The organism is Streptomyces roseifaciens, assembly GCF_001445655.1.
GTDB classification, from domain to species: domain Bacteria; phylum Actinomycetota; class Actinomycetes; order Streptomycetales; family Streptomycetaceae; genus Streptomyces; species Streptomyces aureoversilis.
Genome location: NZ_LNBE01000003.1, coordinates 1,722,359 through 1,740,611, shown reverse-complemented (window position 1 = coordinate 1,740,611; position 18,253 = coordinate 1,722,359). Strand labels below are relative to the sequence as shown.

The following is an 18,253-nucleotide window of genomic DNA, read 5'->3' as shown; positions in this document are numbered from 1 at the left end:
AGGCACATATCGAACGGCCCCCGGCAACACCGGGGCCGCTCGGCGCGCCGGTCCGCATCAGCGAAAGGTGCACCCGTGCCCCGGTCTGGTCACGAACGCGCGTTCCTGTCCTTTTGCACCTGCTCGCTCCTGTCCAACGTGAGAGGAACACGGGGCCGTGCCGTCGCGTGCCGACGATCTACTGAAGGTCGGCTCCGGGACGCCTGAACCGCGAGATCCATCTCCAAGCGGCGGAGGCCGAGGCCCCGCCACTTGGCCCGTCGGAGAGGCCTGAAAGCTGCCTCAGCGGATCAGCCTTTCAGGCTGTAGAAGTGGATTGGTGTGTTCGGCCGGAACCCGATGCGCGGGTACACGGGGGCTCCGGCGGCGGTGGCGTGCAGCGTGGCGCGGGTCAGTCCGGTGGCCCGCGCGCCTTCGTACAGCGCTTTGCGGGTGACCGCTTCGCCGTAGCCCTTGCGCTGCCACTGCGGGTCCGTGGCGACGAATGCGACGAACAGGCGCCCTTGTGCTTCGACCGTGGCGGCGCACGCCACCGGTTCGTCGCCTCGCATGGCCAAGTAGGCGTACACCTCGTTCTTCCAGAGCGCGGATCCGGCCAGGCCGTCGCGGCCCTCCTCCAAGGAGAACCCGTACGCGCGTGATTGGAGGTCGGCGTAGGCCTGCAACTGCTCGTCGGTGCGCACGCGGGTGAACGTCAGGTCGGGGTGGGCCGGCTCGGGGATGGGGAGCAGGTCGCCGGCCATGCCCGTACCGGGGAAGGCGTACTGGAGGCCGGCCTGCTCGGCTGTCGTCTCCAGCGCGGAGCGGGCCTCGTCGTCGAGGAGGTCTTCGAAGAGCCACACGAAGCCCGGGTGCTTCTTTGTCCGCATGATGTCCGCGGCCTGGTTCAGATGGTGCCTGAGGAGCTCTGCTCCCGCTTCCGCCTCGGTCAAGGTGATGCAGTTGAAGAACCCGAACCGGCTGTCGGCCCAGCGGACAGCGATGCCCGGAAGGTCACGCACGTCCGCGTTCGGGTCGCGGTCGAGCACCATGGTCCGCCAGGCCGTGGTGAGCTGCTGTACCGATTCGATGGACTCCGTGGAAACGGTCACGGTGCCTCCATGACGTGTTGTGTTCGGCAAGGCTCCTGAGCAGGTGGTGGATGCCCTTGGCGCCTCGGACTCTGCTTGCGACGTGCGGTTGTGCAGTCGTGCGGTCATCAGGTGACGTTTTCGGCTTCTTCGGTCTGGTCGTGGGCGTTCGCCGTGCTGGAGCGGGGCACCCCGTAGGAGCGGCGTCCGAAGCGCCACCACAGGGCGGCCATGCCGAGGGCCACCAGCAAGGCGACGGGCGTGTAGTTGAAGCTCGTGGCGGTGACCGGGCTGGACTGCGGTAGGAGGAACAGCACGGTTACCCCGGCTGCCCAGAGCACGGCCACCCACCCGATCGGCCGGCTCCAGCGGCCCAGGTGCCAGGGCCCGGGGGTGAACCGGTCCCGGTGGCGCAGTCGCAGCAGCACCGGGATGGCGTAGGCCGGGGTGAAGCCCACGACGGAAATCGCGGTCACCGCCGAGAAGGCCGTGGCGGAATACAGGGACGGCAGGGCCAGTACGAAGGCGACACCGACTGCGAGCCAGACAGCGTTGGCCGGGACGGCCGTACGGCGGCTGACCTTCTGCCAATGCGCCGAGCCGGGCAGGGCGCCGTCCCGGGCGAAGGCGTAGGTCATGCGGCTGGCGGAGGCGGTGACGGTGTAGCCGCACAGGAACTGCGCAACGATGATCACCAGCAGCAACGCCTTCGCCGTCGCCACGCCCAGAGCGTCCAGGAAGATCTGCGCCACCGGCACCCCGGTCTCGCTGCCCAGGGTTCCGGTGTAGTCCTGGATGGCGAACAGCAAGGCGGCCAGCAGGATGCCGCCGGCGATCCAGGACACCGTCACCGAGCGGATGATCCCGCGCGCCGCGGCCACGGAGGCGCCACTGGTCTCCTCGCTCAGGTGGGCCGATGTGTCGTAGCCGGCCAGGGCGAAGCAGGGCAGCAGCATGCCCAGCAGGATCACGTACACGGGGCTCGACCAGCCGGTGTTGTTGGTGAACTCGGAGAACACGAAGCCGGCCGACTGGTGGTGGGAGGGGACGAGCATCAGGGCGCCGATGATGACGACGGCCCCGGCCAGGTGCCACCACGCGCTCAGGGAGGTCAGGACGTTCATCAGCCGGGTGCCTAAGAGGTTCAGGACCGCGTGCAACGCGAGGATGACCGCGAAAAGGACCAGCAGGGACCCTGGCGTCGGCACGTAGCCGAACTGCAGGTTCGCCCAGGCGGCGGTGAAGGTCGCGATGCCGTAGTCCTGGGCCGCGATCCCGCCGAGCAGCCCCAGAAGGTTGAGCCAGCCGGTGTACCAGCTCCACCGCTCACCGCCGAGCTGGCGGGCCATGTAGTACAGGCCGCCGCTCGTGGGGTAGCGGGAGGTGATCTCGGCCAGCGCCGCGGCCAGGCACAGCACCAGCGGCCCCACGGCGAGCCACCCCCACACCACCACTGCGGGTCCACCGCTGTTCAGGCCGTAGCCGAAAAGCAGCAACGCCCCGGACATGATGGAGATGACCGACAGGGAAGCGGAGAAGTTACCGAAGGCGCCCATGCGCCGGTGCAGTTGCTGGGTATAGCCGAGCTCCTTGAGTATGCGCTCGTCGTCGCCCGGCGGCTCGGACGGCTGCCATCGTGCATGAGCTGATGTACGCATCGAGAATCTCCGCACAGAGGAGAGCAGAAAGGGACAGGGGGCAATGTTCCGCAACCGCTGGTAAGCGCGGTACGTCTTGCGCCGGCAGAAGAGCCCCTGGTTGAGGCACGGGCTCCGTCACCCCGCCCGCCGTACGGCACAGCTTCAGACCCGCCAACCTGCCCTCCCTCGCTCCACGCCCTGCAACAGTGAACGAGGGCGGGACCGTCTCCGGCAAGGCTATTCCGGGTCGGTGCACCGTGCCCGGCAATCGCTGGACGGCCGCCATCTTTGTGCGAGGTGGCGGCCGTCCAGTGATCTTTCGTCAGGGGGCTCAGGCGTGGTCATCCTCCCGACCCATACAGCCATCAACGCATCTGCGACGCGAATGCCTCGTACGCCCGCTCGTCGAAGAGGACGAAGCGAACCTCTTCCACCGACGTCTCCGTCTGCCGGACCGTCTCGACCGCGATGCGGGCCGCGTCCTCGACCGGCCAGCTGTACACGCCCGTCGAGATCGCCGGGAACGCGACCGTCTTCGCGCCCAGTTCGTCGGCGACTCGGAGCGACTCGCGGTGACAGGAAGCCAGGAGGTGGGAGCGGTCCTCCTGCTGCGAGAAGACCGGGCCCACCGTGTGGATCACCCAGCGCGCCGGGAGGTCGCCCGCCGTGGTGGCCACGGCCTTGCCGGTGGGGAGGCCTTTGCCGTAGTGGGAGGCGCGTAGGTCGCGGCAGGCGTTCAGGATTGCGGGGCCGCCCGCGCGGTGGATGGCGCCGTCGACGCCGCCTCCCCCGAGGAGCGAGGAGTTCGCCGCGTTGACGACGGCGTCGACGTGCTGCTGGGTGATGTTTCCCTGGACGAAGGTGATCGTGGCCATGGGACCCATCCTCCTCGACGGCGCAGGAAGGCGGGAGCGGGCCCGGCCGGGCCCGCTCCCGCCCGGTGCGTCAGATCGGGTACTGCACGCTGCGCACCGGCGGGTTCGTCAAGTGGCGGCCTGCGCCCAGGACGCCCGCGCGCCGCGTGCAGTGGCGGTCGGTGAAGTAGAGCATGGCGCGGCTGGTTCCGTTGGTGAGCCGGCGGATCTTGGCCCGGTTCTCGGTGAGCAGGCTGTAGCACTTGCCGTCCTGCGGGTCCTTCTCGCGCCTGCTCACGGCCTCGCGGAGGCAGGCCACCCCGGTGATGCCGGTGCCCGCTCTGCAGCGGGAGTAGTCCACTGTCAGCGTGCCGTTCGCGGCGTGCGCCTCGGGTGAGGCGGCGAAAGTGGTGAGCAGCAGGACGGACACGGCGGTGCCCAGGGCGCGGCGGATACGCACGGGAGTCCTTTCGTGGTGACGGGACGGTGCCTCCAGATATCCACGTGCGCTGCTCCATCCGGCGGAATCACTCGTCGGTGGGCGCGGCATTGCGTCGCGCCGACGAGGCGGGAACGCCTGTACGGCCGGCCGGAGTATCTCGGCGTGATCTCGCGGCGGTCACGCTTCGGCCCGGATCGGGACGTATCGACGGACCCGCTTTGACGGACAGCAACGAACATAGGTAAGGCTTACCTACTTCTTACTCCGCGCTCCTTACCCCGCGCTCCTCGCCTCGTTTTCCGGGAGGTCCCGTGTCCGCTCCTCAGTCACAGCCGCAGCCACAGCCGCTGCGCCTGTACGACTCGTGGTGGACGGTCGCCGCCGGCGCGCTCCTGGCGTGCCTGGCCCTGGCGGGCTGCCTGTGGGTCTCCTTGCACGTCCGCACCGACGAGGCGCTGCACACCGGGGCCCTCTTCGTGCACCTCGCGTCCCTGGCCCTCGGCTTCGGTGCGGTGCTGGCCGCCGACTGGTTCGGGCTGCTGTGGGTCACCCGGCGGCTTCCGCTCGCCGACGCGCTCAACGCCGCCGGGCGACTGCACGTGCCCATCTGGGCCGGCCTGGCAGGGCTGCTGGCCAGCGGCGCCTTCCTGCACCCGGACCCGGCCTCGCCGCTCACCCGCGCCAAGCTCGTCATGATCGTCGTCCTCACCCTCAACGGCCTCCAGGCCGGGGTGCTCACCCGGCGCCTGGCGCAGCACTCCCCCACCCCGCCGGGCCGGGGCCTGCTCGCCTGGGGCGCGGGCACGGCCCTCGTCTCCCAGGTGTGCTGGTGGGGGTCCGTCGGCATAGGGTTCGTCAACGCCCGGCACTGAGAGCGGCGTTCGTGAAGCTCACAGGGCTCACAGGGCTCACAGGACGGCGTCGGCCTCCAATCTGGCGGTTACGCGCCGGGGCGCGCCGTGGGCATGCCGCTCCCGGTGCTCTCCATGGCCCAACTCGCCAGGATCCGCAGCGACTCGGCGGACGGCGAGCCGGGCTCGGCGTGGTAGGTGATCAGCTGCTGGCTCTGGTCCGCGGGGAGGACGAGGGTCTCGTAGGACAGTGTCAGCGGGCCCACCACGGCGTGGTGCAGTTCCTTCACCCCGAAACCCTTGTCCTGCACGTTGTGGGTGGCCCACAGCGAGCGGAACTCCGGGCTCTTGACGGACAGTTCCCCGACCAGGGACGCCAGCTTGGGGTCGTCGGGACAGCGGCCCGCGTCGAGGCGCAGGAAGGCCACGACGTCCGCGGCCTTGCGGTCCCACTCGGTGTACAGCTCGCGGGTGGCGGGCTCCAGGAAGATCTGCCAGGCCATGTTGCGCTGCCCCGCGGGCATCGCCTCGAAGTCGCCCAGGAGGGCGCAGGCCAGCCGGTTCCAGGCGATGATGTCCAGGCGGCGGCCCATCACGTAGGCCGGGGTGTTGTCCATGGTGTCGATGAGGTGCTGCACCGAGGGGCGCACGCGCTGCGGGCGGGACGGCCGGCGCGTCTTCGTCGCGCACGGGTGCACCAGGTGCGTGAGGTGGTCCCGCTCGGCGCGGGTCAGACGCAGGGCGTCGGCTATCGCCTCCAGCACACCCGTGGAGACGTTCTGGCCGCGCCCCTGCTCCAGGCGCGTGTAGTAGGCGACGCTGACGCCTGCGAGCTGCGCCAGCTCCTCGCGCCGCAGCCCGGGCACCCGGCGCCGCCCGCCGTAGGGCGTGAGGCCCACTTCCTCGGGCTGCAGCCGAGCCCGGCGGCTGCGGAGGAACTCGCTCAGTTCGGTGCGCTGGTCCATACCCACCAGTATGCGGGCGGCCCTGCGAGCCAGGGTGATACTGCCGGTGGTAGGAACCGCAAGCGTAGTCTCAGCCGGGTTCTGGCTGGGATGTGCGGGTGGGCGCAGGATTGCGGCCATGACGACACACACCTCCGTTCCCGCGTACGCCGCCCCTTCGGCGAAGGCCCCCCTGGAGCGCATCACCGTCCAGCGCCGGGAGCCGGGTGAGCACGACGTCCTCATCGAGATCAAGTACTCGGGCATCTGCCACTCCGACATCCACACCGCCCGCGGCGAGTGGGGCGACGACGGCCACTTCCCGGTCGTTCCCGGCCACGAGATAGCCGGTGTGGTCACGGCGGTCGGCTCCGGCGTGACCCGCCACCGGGTCGGCGACCGCGTCGGCGTCGGCTGCTTCGTGGACTCCTGCCGTGAGTGCGACAACTGCAAGGCCGGGCTCCAGCAGTACTGCACCGGCAAGCTCGGCATGGTCGGCACCTACGGGCGCACCGGCCGTGACGGCGAGGTCACCCAGGGCGGCTACTCCACGCACATCGTCGTGGACGAGAACTACGTCCTGCGCATCCCCGACTCCATCCCGCTGGACGCGGCGGCGCCGCTGCTGTGCGCGGGCGTCACCCTGTACTCCCCGCTCGCCCACTGGCAGGCGGGCCCCGGCAAGAAGGTCGCGATCGTCGGCCTCGGCGGCCTGGGCCACATGGGCGTGAAGATCGCGCACGCGATGGGCGCGGAGGTGACCGTGCTCAGCCAGTCGCTGCGCAAGCAGGAGGACGGCCTGCGGCTGGGCGCGGACCACTACTACGCGACCTCCGACCCGGCCACCTTCGAGACGCTGGCGGACAGCTTCGACCTGATCGTCAACACCGTCTCCGCCGACCTCGACCTGGACGCCTACCTCGGCCTGCTGAAGACCGACGGCACGCTCGTGCAGGTCGGCATCCCGGAGCGGCCGCAGCCGGTGTCGTCCCTCGCCCTCGTCGCCCGTCGCAAGTCCCTGGCGGGCTCGATGATCGGCGGCATCCCGGAGACCCAGGAGATGCTCGACTTCTGCGGTGCGCACGGCATCGGCGCCGAGGTCGAACTGATCCGGGCCGAGCAGATCAACGAGGCGTACGAGCGGGTGCTGGCGAGCGACGTCCGCTACCGCTTCGTCATCGACGCCGCGACGATCTGACGCGACCGTCCGACGCACAGCGGTCCGGCACGATGAGCCGGCCGGCGGCCGCTCAGGCCACCGGCCGCTCAGGCCACTGACCGCCCTGCATCGCGCCGGGCCGCGACCCCGTACGCCGGTGGGCGTTGGCCACGGCGTCGCGCGGTGCCTCCGCCGCGGTGGAAGACTGAGACGCGTCGGGGGACGCCGTGCGCCGCGCCCGCGGTGCCGGGCCCCTCGCGCGTATCCGTCGAAGGGGCACCCACCATGCTCAGCACAGATTTCGTGACCGGATCACCCAACTGGCTCGACCTCGGCAGCCCGGACACGGCCGGGTCCGCCGAGTTCTACGGCCGGGTCTTCGGCTGGGACGTGCAGTCCGCCGGGCCCGACACGGGCGGCTACGCCTTCTTCCAGCAGGACGGCAAGGACGTCGCGGCGCTCGGTCCGCTGACGGAGGAGGGCGCGAGCCCGGCGTGGACGGTGTACTTCCAGACCCCCGACGCGGACGCCACCGCCAAGGCGGCCGAGCAGGCGGGCGGCAGGGTGCGGGTGCCGCCGGCCGACGTCATGGACGCCGGCCGGCTGGCCTGTCTCACCGACCCGGGCGGCGCGGAGTTCTCCCTCTGGCAGCCGGGTGCCGTCAAGGGGCTGGAGAGGATGTGCGAGCCCGACACCCTGCTCTGGGTCGAGCTCCACACCGCGGACCCGGCGTCCGCCGCGGCCTTCTACCGATCCCTGTTCGGGTGGGGCGCGGAGGAGAGGGAGTTCAGCACGGGCATGTACACACTGATCTCCACGGCCGGCAGCAGCGGGCCCGACGCCCCGTTCGGCGGGATCGCCCCCGTGCCGGGCGAGGGCGAGGGTGACGGTGACGGCATGGAGTCCCGCTGGATCCCGTACTTCCTGGTGACGGACACCGACGCGACCGTCACCAAGGCGCAGGAGAGCGGCGGCTCGGTGGTCGCGCCGGCCGCGGACGTGCCGGACGTGGGCCGGATCGCCTGGCTGGCCGACCAGTTCGGCGCGGTCTTCGGCGTCATCAAGCCCCTGCCGCGCGAGGCCTGACCCCCGATCGCGCGAGGGACGGCCCGCCCGGGGCCGACGACGTCACGGCGACGGGTGGGTCCCCGGACGCCGGGAGCAGGGCAACGAGGCCGACGGGGTCGGTCCGCCGGGGGGCGCACGGCGGGCGGATTCCGTCCGCCGTCGGCCCTGCCCGGGCAGGGCTCCGGGCAGGGCCGGGCCGGGCCGGGCAAGCCAGGGCAGGGCTCCGGGCCGGGCCTGGGTCCAGAGCCGGGGGTCCGGGGTCCAGTCCGGGACCAGGGTCCAGTCCGGGGCCAAGGTCCGGGACCGGGGTCCGGGACCGGGGTCCGGGACCGGGGTCCGCTCCGGATCCGAGCCCAAGGCCGCACCCGGAAGCGGGTCCCGACACCAGAAGCCGGTCCGGCGTCGGAAGCCCGTCCCGCGCAAGAAACCCGTCCGGCACCAGAAGCCGGACCCCGGCTCAGCTGCCGCTGCCGCCGCCGCTCTCGCCCTCGGGAGCCGCTTCCCCCTCCTCGGCACCCTCGGCGGCGGCCGCCGCCTCCTCGCCTTCCCCTTCCTCCTCCTCTTCCTCCTCGGGCTCGGTCTGCGCCGCGACGATCTGCAGGACGGCGTCCTCGTCGTCGACGGCGAGGGTGGTGCCCCGCGGCAGCGGAATGTCCTTGGCGTGGATGGTGTGGCCGGCCTCCAGGCCTTCGATGGAGATGGTGACGCCCTCCGGGATGTGCGTGGCCTCGGCCTCGACCGGGAGGGCGTTGAGGATGTACTCCAGCAGGTTGCCGCCGGGCGCGAGCTCGCCCTCGGTGTGGATCGGGATGTCCACGGTGACCTTCTCGCCCTTCTTGACGATCAGCAGGTCCACGTGGGTGAGGAAGCCGCGCAGGGCCTCCCGCTGGACGGCCTTGGGGATGACGAGTTCCTTCTTGCCGTCGATGTCCAGGCGGATCAGTACGTTCGGAGTCCTCAGGGCCAGCAGCAGGGCATGCCCGTCCAGCGCCACGTGCCGCGGATCGGAGCCGTGCCCGTAGATGACCCCGGGGACCTTGTTGTCCCTGCGGATGCGACGGGCGGCACCCTTGCCGAACTCGGTACGCGTCTCGGCGGTCAGCTTCACTTCAGCCATGCCTGCACTCCTCGCGGTTCAGTCGTCTGGAGACTCTGTTAACCGCCTGCCGGAGAGGTGCCGCCCCGGCTACTCCGTACGGGAGCGATATCGGGCTGTTTTCCATCTGATGGCAGATGCGCACCCCTGATGGCGGATGCGCACCGCCTTAACCGGAATCCGTCGGCCGGCGCGGAGGCGATCGGGCAGACTTTGCGGGCACCGTGCAGACCCCGTCACACCGTCGTGAAGTCGTGAAGTCGTGAATGCGAGGGGACACCCATGAGCGGAATGCGAAGATTCAACCGGAGAGCGCTGTTACGGACGGGCCTGGGAGTGAGCGGCGGCGCGCTGGCCTCCCAGCTCCTCCCCCGCCTCCCCGGCCCCTCCGGCCCGGGCACCGAGCCCGCCTGGGCGCCGGCCGCGGCCCGGCAGGGGCTCTTCCCCGAGTGGAGCCGGTTCGCCAGGCTGGCCGACGGCACGTTCGACGAGGACGCCGACCCGCTGCGCGACATGAAGCCGGTGATCACCGCGCTCAAGGCGCAGAACGTCAATGTGATCGAGCTCGACACGATCCTGTCGAACTGGCTGACGCCCGCGGAGTTCACCGAGCACATGGGCAAGGTCAAGAGCTTCACGGAGCTGGCGCACGCCGCCGGGATCCGGGTCGTCATGTACTACCCGTCGCTGGAGCTCATCAGCGTCGGCGGCGAGAAGGGCCCGTCGTTCTACAAGGACGGCGAGGGCAAGTCCTGGGTGCAGCGCTCCCTCGACGGCAAGCCCAACGTCTTCTACGGCAGCCTGGTCGTCTGGGTCGACCCGGGGGACGAGAGCTGCTGGCTCAGCCCCAACTCCCCCTGGCGCGACTACTACCTAGGCCGCATCAAGGCCCTCGCCGCCACGGGCGTGGACGCGATCTGGCCGGACGTGCCGATCTACTTCGACGGCGCGATGAGCTGGTGCGACGGCTCCACCTGGGCGGCGGACGCCTTCAAGGCCGACACCGGCCTCGCCCTCCCGGCCCAGGCCGACTTCACGAGCCTGCCCTTCCGCCGCTACGTGGAGTGGCGCCACCGCAACCTCAACCAGTGGCAGCTCGACATCGCCGCCGCCGGCCGGTCGGTCAACCCCGACGTGGTCACCTTCGTCGAGACGGTCAGCATGGACTACCAGTACGCCACGCTGGTCGGCCTCGACGGGGCGTACCTGCGCAAGGCGGAGGGCGTGAGCCACGTCTGGGAGGTGGACATCCTCGGCAACTACGACGGGATGCGCCACGCCACGGCGACCGACTGGACCTGTCTGATCTCGATGTACAAGTACGCGCGGGCCGCCAGCGGGGCGAAGCCGGCGTGGGCGTTCTCCTACGGCTGGAAGGCCGACGACGCGTCGCTGGTGATGGCCGAGCTGCTGGCGGCCGGCTGCAATCCGTACGAGGTCAAGAGCCCGTTCAAGGACGCGAGCACCGACAAGGCGATGCGCACCCGCATGTACGCCTTCGTCGCGGCCAACCAGGAGAAGCTCTACAACGCCGTGCCCGCGGCCGAGGTCGGCGTCTACCACTCCTCCGCCTCCCGGGACTTCGTCAGCCCCGCCGCCGGCACGGGGATGTACGCCAACACCAAGGTGCCCTCCGGGGTCACGGACTGGTGGGCCGGGGGCAGCCCCGAGGAGAGCTGCACCAAGCAGGCGTGGCTGGGCGAGTTCCGCGGCACGGTCAAGGCGCTGGTGTACGCCCACATCCCCTTCGCCACCGTCACGAGCCCGCACCTGGAGGCCGCCGACCTGGCCCCGTACCGCGTGCTGATGCTGCCGAACCTGCAGGCCGTCTCGGACGGCGAGGCCGCGGTCCTGCGGGAGTACGTGGCGGGCGGCGGGACGGTCGTGATCACCGGTCCGGCGCCCACCGCCCTCGACGGCCTGGGCACGGCCCGCAGCGAGTACGCGCTGGCCGACGTGCTGGGGTTCCGCAAGGGCGATCCGCTGCCCGCGAGCAAGCAGAATCGATTCGGCTCGGGTACGTGCTGGTACGTCAAGAACCTGGCCGGGCACAGCTACCTGACCTCCGCCGACCAGGCGAGCGCCGACCAGATCCTGGCGCCCGTCCTCGCGGCCGCGCCGCCCTCGGTGCGGCTCACCGGCGACCGCCGGATCCACATGGAGGTGAGCCGGCTCGGCGACGACACCGTCGTCCAGCTGGTCAACTTCACCTGTTTCGGTGACACTCCGGTCGCGTTCAAGACCACGCCGATCGCCTGCTCCGTCGCTCTGGAGCTGCCCGCGGGCAAGCGGGTGCTGTCGGCCACGGTGAGCTCCCCGGACGGTGCCTCGCCGGCCCCGCAGCCGGTCACCTGGCAGGTGGCGGGCACCACCGCCACGGTGTCCCTGACCGTGGGCCAGTACTCCCTGCTGACGGTCACCACCGGCTGAGCCCCGGGGCTACGGCCCGTCCGTTCCGGGGGCGGGGATCCGCCACAGTGCAGTCGGCCGGTCCTCGTCCCCCGGGTGGGACTCGAAAGCGATCCACCGCCCGTCCGGCGACCAGCTCGGCGCGCCGTCGTAGGAGCCGTCGTTCCTGGTCACCCGGACGGGGCGGCCGCCGTCCACCGGGATCACGAAGATCTGCGGCACCTCCAGACCGCCGGACGTGGAGGAGAAGACCACCTGCCGGCCGTCGGGCGACCAGCTGGCGTCGGTGTGCTCGCCGGCGCCGCCGGTGAGCCGCCGCAGGCCGCTGCCGTCGGCGTTCATCACGTACAGCGCCCAGTCGTGGCCGCCGCGCTCGCGCCGCTGGAAGACCAGCCGGTCGCCCTTGGGCGACCAGTTGGGCTGGCGGTTGTCCGTGCCGGTGGCGGGGCCGTCCAGGAGCCGGGTCCGTCCGCTGCCGTCCCGTCGGACTTTCCACAGGGAGCCGAGCGCGCTGCCGCCGTCCGCCGGTTCCTTCTCCGTCCCGCTCTCCGCGCCCTCCCGGTCTTCTCGGTCTTCCCTGCCGCCTTCCCGACCGCCCTCCCGCCCTTCCCGGCTCTCCTGGAACACGATCCACGAGCCGTCCGGCGAGAAGCTGGGCTCCAGGTAGCCGGAGTCGCCGCCGTGCTCGGTGACCCGGGTGGGCCGGCCGCCCGGCGGCATCACCCATACCTCGTCCCGCCCGCCCTCCCGGTCCGAGGCGAAGGTCACCCCCGCCGACGAGTGCCAGCTGGAGCCGGGCAGGTTCACGGCCGCCCGGTCGGCCTCGTCGAGCAGGGTGCCGGGACGGCTCTGCGCGCCGCCGCGCAGGGAGAGCACGCGCAGCGCCGCGGCGCCCTCGTTGTAGCCGCCTGCGAAGAGCGTGAAGAGCACGGAACCGCCGTCCGGCGAGAAGGCCGGGTTCTGCGCGCTCGTGTGCCCCTTGCCGCGGTAGAGCAGCTCCGCGCCGTCGGCCCGCGCGCCCGCCCGGCCGTCGGACGGCCCCGGCGGCCGCGGCCCCTCGGAGCTGCTGCAGGCCGTCAGGGCGAGGGCGGCCAGGAACGCTGCGACGTACAGGCGACTGCGCACCCGGCCGACGTTAGTGGAGCCGCAGCGCGCCGGAGGCCGGAACGGCGGAAGCCGGGGCCCACCCTGCGTCTACGCATTCCGCAGTCACTTCACCGCCCGGCAGCGTGCCGGATTGCCCGCCGCGGCGGGCTGCGGCGACCATGAGGGCGGCCGACGCCGTCCGCTGGGAGCGCTGATGAAGGACCCGTCCACGGCGAACCGTCACGTGCTGTGGTTCTTCCGCGGGTTCGGCACCCCGCACCGGCGGCTGCTCGCCCTCGGGGTCGGCATGCGGCTGTGCGAGATGGCCGCCGACCTGGTGACGCCGTGGCCGGTCGCCGCCGTCGTGGACCGGGTGCTGGGCATGGCCGGCTCGCACAACCCCCTCGGCCCGCTGCTCGACGTCTTCGGGCGGGACGGGACGGCCATGCTCACCACGGCGGCCGCACTCGTGGTGCTGGTGGCCCTGGTGTCCGCGGTGTTCGACTACGCGGGCGACCGGACGATGAACGGCGTCGGCGAGCGGATGAGCGTGGCGATCCGCTGCGAGACGTTCGCCCACCTGCAGCGCCTGCCGCTCGGCTACCACGACCGGCAGACCGTGGGCGAGTCCACGAGCCGGGTGATCACCGACTGCGGGAACATCAAGGACAGCCTCGTCGCGTTCTGCTCGGTGCTCTTCCCCGGTGTCCTCTCGGTCACGGGCTACGCGGCCGCGCTGCTCCTGCTCGACTGGCGGTTCGGCCTGATCGGGGTGGCGGCCATCCCCCTGGTCCTGCTCCTCGGCGTCCGCAACCGGCGGCGCGGGCAGCTGGCCGCCCGGCGGCGCAGGGAGGCGGAGGGCGAGCTGACCGGGCTGGTCGCCGAGGCGCTGCAGGGCATCCGGACGGTGCACGTCTTCGGCCGCCATCAGGCGCACGACCGGGAGTTCGCGGCGCGGAGCCGGGGGCTGCTCAGCGCGGGGCTGGAGGCCGCCGACGTCCAGGCCCGCCGGGCGCCGCTGCTGGAGTCGGCGACGGCGGTCGGCACGGCGGGGCTGCTGTGGGTGGGCGGCATGGGGGTGCTGCGCGGGTGGTGGAGCACCGGCCATCTCGTGGTCGCGCTCAGCTATCTGACGGGCATGGTGGCTCCGCTGCGGGCGCTGTCCAAGCTCTCCGGAACGTTCGCGCAGGGCCGGGCTTCGGCCGGGCGCATCGCCGAGATCCTCCAGGAGCCGTGCCCGCTGCGGCGGCCGGTGCGGGCCGTTCCCCCGGGCCTGTCCGCCCGCGCGAACGGCCGCATCGACTTCGAGGGGGTGTCGATGCGCTACGGGGACCGCCCCGCGCTGCACCGCCTCGACCTCAGCATCGGGGCGGGCGAGCGGATCGCCCTGACCGGGCCCAACGGTGCGGGCAAGTCGACCGCGCTCGCACTGGTCGCGGGCCTGTACCGGCCCACGTGCGGCACGGTGCGCATCGACGGGACGGCGACGGGCGACCTGCCGGAGGAGTGGCTGCGCCGCCAGGTCACGGCCGTGCTGCAGGAGACGTTCCTGTTCGCGGGGACCATCGCCGACAACATCCGCTACTCGCGGCCGGACGCGGAACCGCACGAGGTGCGGGCGGCCGCCCGGGCGGCGCTGGTCACGGCGTTCACCGACGACTTCCCCGACGGGCTCGACACACGGCTCGGCGACTGCGGCGGCGGGCTGTCGGGCGGGCAGCGCCAGCGCGTGGGGATCGCCCGCGCCCTGCTGGCCGACGCGCCGATCGTGCTGCTGGACGAGCCCACGTCGGGGCTCGACGCGGAGGCGGAGCGGCTGGTGGTGGCCGCCCTGGGGCGGCTGGTCGCGCACCGGACGGTGGTCATGGTCACGCACCGGCCCGCGCTGCTGGAGACGGCGACGGGGGTGGTGGCGCTGGCCTCGGACGAGGTGCACGGCGGGCTCTCCCCCGCAGGCCCCGCACCGTGACATGACACGATATGACACGACGTGACGCGACGGGCCCGGGTGCCGGAAGCCGTCCCGTCGGCCCGCGCCGTACAGCTCGCGGTGCACGGGAACCTCCCTGCGCACCCGCGCATCTCCCGGTGGGAACCCTTATTCCGCTTTCTCGGGAGAAACAGGTCTTCATGCGTGCGCCACACCTGCTCGGACGGCTCTGCGCCGTCGCCCTCGCCTCCGCGGCCGCCCTGGGCGCCGCGCCCTCCCCGGCCGCCGCTCAGCCGCCCGCCGCCGCGCCGGACGTGGCGGAGGTGACGTACACCGTGAAGGAGCGTCAGGACGCCCTGGCCCACTGGACCGCGGCGCGGATGAAGAAGGTCGGCCAGAGCGTCGACCTCGGCCCGACCGGGCCGATGACCAAGGCGTGGAAGGGCGCGCCGGTGAAGACCGTCGGCCGGCTCTTCTTCGTCAATGCCAACGGGAACGACACCTGGTGCACCGCCACCGCCGTCAAGAGCGGCAATCGCTCCGTGGTGATGGCGGCCGCGCACTGCGTACGGCGCGGGGCCTCCCCCGTGAACACGTACACGGACCTCGTGTTCGTACCCGGTTACGCCAAGGGGGCCCGGCCCTACGGCGTCTTCCCGGTGCGGGCCACGGTCACCCCCGCCTCGTGGGCGCAGGAGAGCACCGGCGACGTCGCGGCGCTGACGGTGGATCCGTACAAGGGGAAGCAGCTGACCGATGCGGTCGGCGGGCAGGACGTGTCGTTCGACCGCAAGCCGGGCGGGCAGGTGACCTCCTTCGGCTATCCGGCGTCGCGCCCGCAGCGCGGCGAGGAACTGCTGTACTGCGCCGGGCCGGCGAAGGCCGCGCCCGCGGACGAGTGGCAGGTGCCGTGCGACATGGCGGGCGGGGCGAGCGGCGGCCCGTGGCTGGCAGGCTTCGACGCGTCGACCGGGCTGGGCACGCTGGTCTCGGTCAACAGCCACGGTGACGCACTGGACGGCAGCACCTCGATGTTCGGCCCCGTGCTGGGGGCGCAGGCCAGGAAGGCCTACGAGCGGGCGCAGCGCGCCTGACGGGGACGTTCACCCCCGGAAGCCGCCGCCCGGCCGTCGTCCGGGCGGCCGGCGGCCGGCGCGCAGGCGGCGTGCGACGGCTGTGCCGAGCCGCGTGGCGGCCGAAGGGCGTGCCGGGGCGGCTGCGGACGGCTGTCGTCCCGGGACGCTGTCGATCAGTTCCTGCAGGACGTGGTCGTAGGCCGGATCCGCGTAGTACGCACTGTGCTTGAGCAGCGGCGCCTCGGGCTTGTCGTCCCGGGCGACGATTCTGTGCGGGTCGCGCAGCTGGATCTCGGGACCGATGCGGCGGCACCAGAAGTCGCCGTCGCCGCCCGGGTCCGGCGTGACCACGGCCCGGTCGATCGTCTCCCAGTCGCCGAGTGACGGCCGGACGTGCCCCTCGGCGGGGCGTGCCAGGACGGGGCCGCCGAGGTAGTCGCTCCAGCGGTGGAGGTTCCGCCAGCGCCCGTTCAGCCGGGTGTACACGTCCCGCAACAGCGGATGGCCCACGTACGCGGGGAACAGCCGGGCGTACGCCCACGTCAGCTGCGAACCGTGCGTCAGCAGGGCCAGCCGGTCAACAGGCTGCGGCGCGTCCGCCGGCTGCGGCGGGTCGGCCGGCTGCGGCGCATGGGCGGCCTGGAGAACGGCCGCCACGCAGATCAGGCTTCCCTGGCTGTGGCCGGACAGCACGACCGTCCCGCCCTCGGCCGTCTTGTCCTGGATCCGCCGGGTCAGCGCCAGCACCGCCCGGCCGCCGTAGGGAGGCGGCACGATCGGGTGCGCCAGGCGCGGCCAGAACGCCAGCAGGTCCCACAGCACCCCCACCGCCCGTCGCCACTGCAGGCTGCGGAAGGCGCGCACGCCCAGGAACACCAGGCCTGCCGCCAGTCCCGTCAGCACCCATGCCCCGATATCGTCGGCCAGTCCGAAGAACTTCACGCCGAGCCAGACGCGGTTGTAGAGGGCGTCCTGGATCCGGTTGAATCCACGGTCCTCCCCCAGCACCAGGGCTTCGCCGGCGAAGCAGCCCTGCAGGAGCGCGCAGGCGAACCCCGTGAGGGCGACCACCACCAGGACGGTGGGCAGCCGGTACTTCAGAGCAGCCTGGCGCCAGGCCTTGGCCAGGCGGGCCACGGTGCGGTCGGGGAAGTCCTCCTCGGTCGTCTGCGGGTAGTCGCTCCGGATGCGGCCCTTGAGGTCGGGGACCGGCCCGGGGCGGAAGACCCACAGACAGATTCCGAGCACGACGGCGACCGCCGGCACCAGTGCCCACAGCAGCGCGGTGACGTGGAAGACAGTGGGGAGCACGAGCAGCGCCCCGCCCCCGGAGGGAGCCTCCTCCGGCTGGACGAGCCTGCCCAGCAGCCGGGCGGTCTGGATCGCGAAGCCGGCCGTGAATCCCGTGGCCAGGAGCACCGCCAGGCTCGCGAGCACGGGGCACGCCAGCCCACCCCACATGGGCCGCTGCTCCTTCGCCAGGCCTGCGGTCGGGATGACGCCGTGCAGAAACAAGGTGGTGACCAGCAAGGCGAGCAACAGCACCGCGCAGGCCGCGTACAGGGCGTTGAAGGCCCAGGCGAAGCCGGCCAGATTCACGGGCGGGCTGCCGGTGCCCTGGGAGGTGGTGTGCGGTCCGAAGAAGACCGCGAGCACCACGACCGCGAGCAGCGCCACCCACATGCTCCAGCGGAGCATGTGGCACGGCACCGGGATCCGGATGGCGTCGCGGCCGGTGCGGTCGTAGACGAGCTTCTCGCCCCGGGGGTGGTAGCCGGCCGCCGTGAGGGCGACGCAGAGCAGGCCGACCGCTGCGGCGAAGCCGAACAGAGCCCAGAGGGCGTCGTCCTCCCAGCCCTCGGCGGTCCGCAGACCGGCGACCGGCTCGACCGACGCGTACGCGACGAGCATCGCGAGCACGGCCACCGCCGCGGTCGTGTGGAACACCCTCAGCATGGGGGCGCGCGGCGAGGAGGACCAGAACGGCTTCTGCGCGAGAGCGCCCACGCCGTCCGGCCACTCCTCCGGCTTCGTGGCCGTGGGCGGCGGATAGACGTAGACCTGCCGGCCGAACCGGACCAGCAGCCAGATCAGTGCGGCCGGTGCGGCGACGCCCAGGGGCAGCCGCCACGACCAGCTGGTCGGCTGCTTGCCGGAAAAGGGCACCCAGCTGTTACCGGACGTGCAGAGCGTGCTGCCGCCGCACTGCCAGGCGACGAGGTCGATCGCGACGAAGGCGACGGCCGCAGTGAGCAGCAGGGTCAGCACGAGCCCGAGGAGCCGCAGCACGGCATCGGCTGTCTGCCGTACCCTGCGCCGCACTTCGGTCTCCCGCTTCCCGGGGACGCGGACGGCCATCGGCAGGGTGTAGCGGGCGAGGTTCAGTATGCCGAAGGGGGCCAGCAGCAGCCACAGCGCCTTGGTCACCGAACCGGAGGTCATGTTCGCCCAGTGGAAGGCCTCCCTCGCGGGCGGCTCCGGCGGCGGCACCGAGCGCCGCAGGAACCGTGCCGTGTCGTCACCGCCGACATGCCGCAGCTCGGCGATCCGGAGGACACCCGCGGGCGGTGCCCCACCGACACCGTGCACGCGTATTTCGACCACATCGGGCACGTTCCCAGGATCGGC

General features: G+C 72.0%; 14 protein-coding genes. 6 read left to right on the top strand and 8 right to left on the bottom strand.

Annotated features, from left to right (window positions below):
• Nucleotides 1–290: 290 nt before the first annotated feature.
• The 4 genes from AS857_RS13260 to AS857_RS13245 form a co-directional block, all read right to left on the bottom strand.
• On the bottom strand, nt 291–1,091 hold the full coding sequence (locus AS857_RS13260; RefSeq protein ID WP_058043302.1) for a GNAT family N-acetyltransferase: 801 nt from the start codon (nt 1,089–1,091) through the stop codon (nt 291–293).
• Nucleotides 1,092–1,198: 107 nt separating this feature from the next.
• Complete coding sequence (locus tag AS857_RS13255; protein ID WP_058043301.1) at nt 1,199–2,728, bottom strand: amino acid permease; 1,530 nt, start codon at nt 2,726–2,728, stop codon at nt 1,199–1,201.
• 347 nt (nt 2,729–3,075) lie between these two features.
• Nucleotides 3,076–3,585 (bottom strand): O-acetyl-ADP-ribose deacetylase, encoded by a 510-nt coding sequence (locus tag AS857_RS13250; RefSeq protein WP_058043300.1) that lies wholly within the window; start codon nt 3,583–3,585, stop codon nt 3,076–3,078.
• A gap of 70 nt (nt 3,586–3,655) precedes the next feature.
• A complete protein-coding gene (locus tag AS857_RS13245) occupies nt 3,656–4,024 on the bottom strand; it encodes a hypothetical protein (RefSeq protein ID WP_058043299.1) in 369 nt (122 codons plus the stop codon).
• A gap of 293 nt (nt 4,025–4,317) precedes the next feature.
• Here AS857_RS13245 and AS857_RS13240 point away from each other — a divergent pair, with 293 nt between their 5' ends.
• Nucleotides 4,318–4,878: a hypothetical protein gene (locus tag AS857_RS13240; protein ID WP_216823966.1), complete on the top strand. Its 561-nt coding sequence runs from the start codon at nt 4,318–4,320 to the stop codon at nt 4,876–4,878.
• 68 nt (nt 4,879–4,946) lie between these two features.
• Here the strand turns inward: AS857_RS13240 and AS857_RS13235 are convergent, their stop codons facing one another.
• Nucleotides 4,947–5,822: a helix-turn-helix transcriptional regulator gene (locus tag AS857_RS13235; RefSeq protein ID WP_058043298.1), complete on the bottom strand. Its 876-nt coding sequence runs from the start codon at nt 5,820–5,822 to the stop codon at nt 4,947–4,949.
• Nucleotides 5,823–5,940: 118 nt separating this feature from the next.
• Between AS857_RS13235 and AS857_RS13230 the strand changes: the two genes are divergently transcribed.
• Together AS857_RS13230 and AS857_RS13225 are read left to right on the top strand one after the other, a co-directional pair.
• On the top strand, nt 5,941–6,999 hold the full coding sequence (locus tag AS857_RS13230) for an NAD(P)-dependent alcohol dehydrogenase (protein ID WP_058043297.1): 1,059 nt from the start codon (nt 5,941–5,943) through the stop codon (nt 6,997–6,999).
• A 246-nt stretch (nt 7,000–7,245) separates the two neighbouring features.
• Entirely contained in the window at nt 7,246–8,046 is an 801-nt protein-coding gene (locus AS857_RS13225) for a VOC family protein (RefSeq protein WP_058043296.1), read from the top strand.
• A 439-nt stretch (nt 8,047–8,485) separates the two neighbouring features.
• On the opposite strand, the gene AS857_RS13220 is transcribed toward AS857_RS13225, so the two are convergent.
• The gene (locus AS857_RS13220; RefSeq protein ID WP_058043295.1) at nt 8,486–9,145 is read right to left on the bottom strand and encodes a 50S ribosomal protein L25/general stress protein Ctc; all 660 of its coding nucleotides are present in this window, start codon (nt 9,143–9,145) and stop codon (nt 8,486–8,488) included.
• A gap of 261 nt (nt 9,146–9,406) precedes the next feature.
• Here AS857_RS13220 and AS857_RS13215 point away from each other — a divergent pair, with 261 nt between their 5' ends.
• A complete protein-coding gene (locus tag AS857_RS13215) occupies nt 9,407–11,554 on the top strand; it encodes a type 1 glutamine amidotransferase family protein (RefSeq protein ID WP_107105569.1) in 2,148 nt (715 codons plus the stop codon).
• A gap of 9 nt (nt 11,555–11,563) precedes the next feature.
• Here the strand turns inward: AS857_RS13215 and AS857_RS13210 are convergent, their stop codons facing one another.
• Complete coding sequence (locus AS857_RS13210; RefSeq protein ID WP_058043294.1) at nt 11,564–12,658, bottom strand: TolB family protein; 1,095 nt, start codon at nt 12,656–12,658, stop codon at nt 11,564–11,566.
• A 175-nt stretch (nt 12,659–12,833) separates the two neighbouring features.
• Here AS857_RS13210 and AS857_RS13205 point away from each other — a divergent pair, with 175 nt between their 5' ends.
• Together AS857_RS13205 and AS857_RS13200 are read left to right on the top strand one after the other, a co-directional pair.
• Nucleotides 12,834–14,588, top strand: coding sequence for an ABC transporter ATP-binding protein (locus tag AS857_RS13205; protein ID WP_058043293.1), 1,755 nt, complete (start codon nt 12,834–12,836; stop codon nt 14,586–14,588).
• A gap of 161 nt (nt 14,589–14,749) precedes the next feature.
• Nucleotides 14,750–15,643 (top strand): trypsin-like serine peptidase, encoded by an 894-nt coding sequence (locus AS857_RS13200; RefSeq protein WP_058043292.1) that lies wholly within the window; start codon nt 14,750–14,752, stop codon nt 15,641–15,643.
• A 9-nt stretch (nt 15,644–15,652) separates the two neighbouring features.
• Here AS857_RS13200 and AS857_RS13195 read toward each other — a convergent pair whose 3' ends face one another.
• Entirely contained in the window at nt 15,653–18,238 is a 2,586-nt protein-coding gene (locus tag AS857_RS13195) for a hypothetical protein (RefSeq protein ID WP_144440799.1), read from the bottom strand.
• Nucleotides 18,239–18,253 lie beyond the last annotated feature (15 nt).

What these genes read in the sequence shown, in the direction of transcription:
- AS857_RS13225 (WP_058043296.1), top strand. Translation starts at nt 7,246, where the DNA reads ATGCTCAGCACAGATTTCGTGACCGGATCACCCAACTGGCTCGACCTC.
- AS857_RS13235 (WP_058043298.1), bottom strand. Translation starts at nt 5,822, where the DNA reads ATGGACCAGCGCACCGAACTGAGCGAGTTCCTCCGCAGCCGCCGGGCT.
- AS857_RS13255 (WP_058043301.1), bottom strand. Translation starts at nt 2,728, where the DNA reads ATGCGTACATCAGCTCATGCACGATGGCAGCCGTCCGAGCCGCCGGGC.
- AS857_RS13200 (WP_058043292.1), top strand. Translation starts at nt 14,750, where the DNA reads ATGCGTGCGCCACACCTGCTCGGACGGCTCTGCGCCGTCGCCCTCGCC.
- AS857_RS13250 (WP_058043300.1), bottom strand. Translation starts at nt 3,585, where the DNA reads ATGGCCACGATCACCTTCGTCCAGGGAAACATCACCCAGCAGCACGTC.
- AS857_RS13205 (WP_058043293.1), top strand. Translation starts at nt 12,834, where the DNA reads ATGAAGGACCCGTCCACGGCGAACCGTCACGTGCTGTGGTTCTTCCGC.
- AS857_RS13220 (WP_058043295.1), bottom strand. Translation starts at nt 9,145, where the DNA reads ATGGCTGAAGTGAAGCTGACCGCCGAGACGCGTACCGAGTTCGGCAAG.
- AS857_RS13215 (WP_107105569.1), top strand. Translation starts at nt 9,407, where the DNA reads ATGAGCGGAATGCGAAGATTCAACCGGAGAGCGCTGTTACGGACGGGC.
- AS857_RS13230 (WP_058043297.1), top strand. Translation starts at nt 5,941, where the DNA reads ATGACGACACACACCTCCGTTCCCGCGTACGCCGCCCCTTCGGCGAAG.